Raw genomic sequence first — 1,357 nt, 5'->3', positions numbered from 1 at the left:
GTCTCACTGACGCTGTAAAGAATTTTTCTCTCAGTATCAAAACACTGGAATGTTGGTTGTTCTATTTTCATTGAACCTGAGTGATAGGTCATAATTCCCATTCGTTCATCAAAGAGAAAGCAGTTCAGTCCATCCACGTCTGATGAGACTCTGCTACCAATTACCAGTGTTTCCATTATAATTCCCTCATTTATTTTTGAATACTATGAGTATAGTATATATATAAAAAATTATCTACATTACTCTCCCACATAAAACCCAAATACCCACTGGACAGCAAGAGATTATTTCCGTATTATAGTCAGAGTAATTCGGGCGCGTAACTCAGCGGGAGAGTGCTACCTTCACACGGTAGAAGTCGTTGGTTCAAACCCAATCGCGCCCATTAGGCAATTAACTCTACCGTAAAGAGTTAGTTGCTTTTTTTGTCGGTGAATATTGACGTAAAAACCCAAAAGGGTATGTAAAGGGGTATGCAGAGGCTATATGAACAGTGAGTTTTATGGAGTAGAAAAGAGTATGAACTACTATCTCACGAAGCGGAAAAAAGCCAAACGCAGTTACTTCTATGTCAATTTTACTGACCCGAATGATTCCAGGAAAATATTGCTTTCTACAAGTGTAGAGCTGTTGCGGAGAAAGATTGGCATCAGTAGCAGACTTCCTGTCACCAGAGAAAAAGAAGCATATGCTATAGTTGAACGAGCAATAGCTGATGGGTTGATCAATCTCGACCGTGATACAAAGAACTTTGCTGACTATGTCCTCGATTTCTGGGATTTTGATAGATCTGAATATATACGAAGACGAAACCAGAAGTCGCCAAATAGTATTGGAAAAGACTATGCAATGAATATGCTGGGATGTTTTAAGAAACATGCTCAACCAAATCTACCATCTAGACTCAACTTGCATGAGGTCACGGCGAACCATATTGAAAAAGTGATTGATACGCTATTGGATGAGGGAAGACTTTCAAATGCAACCATTAAAAGAGTTGTACAAAGCATGTCAGTTCCACTTAAAGAAGCGACTAGGAAGAAATGGGTGGCCCATAATCCAATGGATGGTGTTGAGGTAATAGCAAACACCTATCAACAAAGAGGGATCTATACAGTCTCTGAAATCCAAAAGATCCTCGATTACTTGTACATAAAAGGGACCGTGGGTGTCACTGAACAATGGAAAACTAGAGGTCCAAATAAGACTCTTGTTGAGCGACCTAGATTAGTAAGAATTGGGTTAAAGCCATATCTTGCAACTGCTTTGGCAGCATACACTGGGATGAGATCAGGGGAAATTCGGGCACTTACTTCTGAACAGATACGTTTGATTGATGAACAATTCGGTATCATAT

At 39.6% G+C, this 1,357-nt stretch carries 1 protein-coding gene and 1 tRNA gene; both read left to right on the top strand.

What is annotated here, in order from left to right; all coding sequences use genetic code 11:
• Nucleotides 1-313 precede the first annotated feature (313 nt).
• Nucleotides 314-385, top strand: a tRNA-Val gene (locus JF818_RS02080).
• Between the two features lie 134 nt (nt 386-519).
• Nucleotides 520-1,357, top strand: an 838-nt coding sequence (locus JF818_RS02075; RefSeq protein ID WP_198890335.1) for a hypothetical protein, incomplete at its 3' end; no start/stop codon positions are given.

The sequence above is a fragment of the Sphaerochaeta sp. S2 genome (genome assembly GCF_016406725.1).
In the GTDB taxonomy this organism is placed as follows: Bacteria; Spirochaetota; Spirochaetia; order Sphaerochaetales; family Sphaerochaetaceae; genus Sphaerochaeta.
The sequence above is the reverse complement of the archived record's forward strand: the minus strand, read 5'-3'. Positions and strand labels throughout refer to the sequence as shown.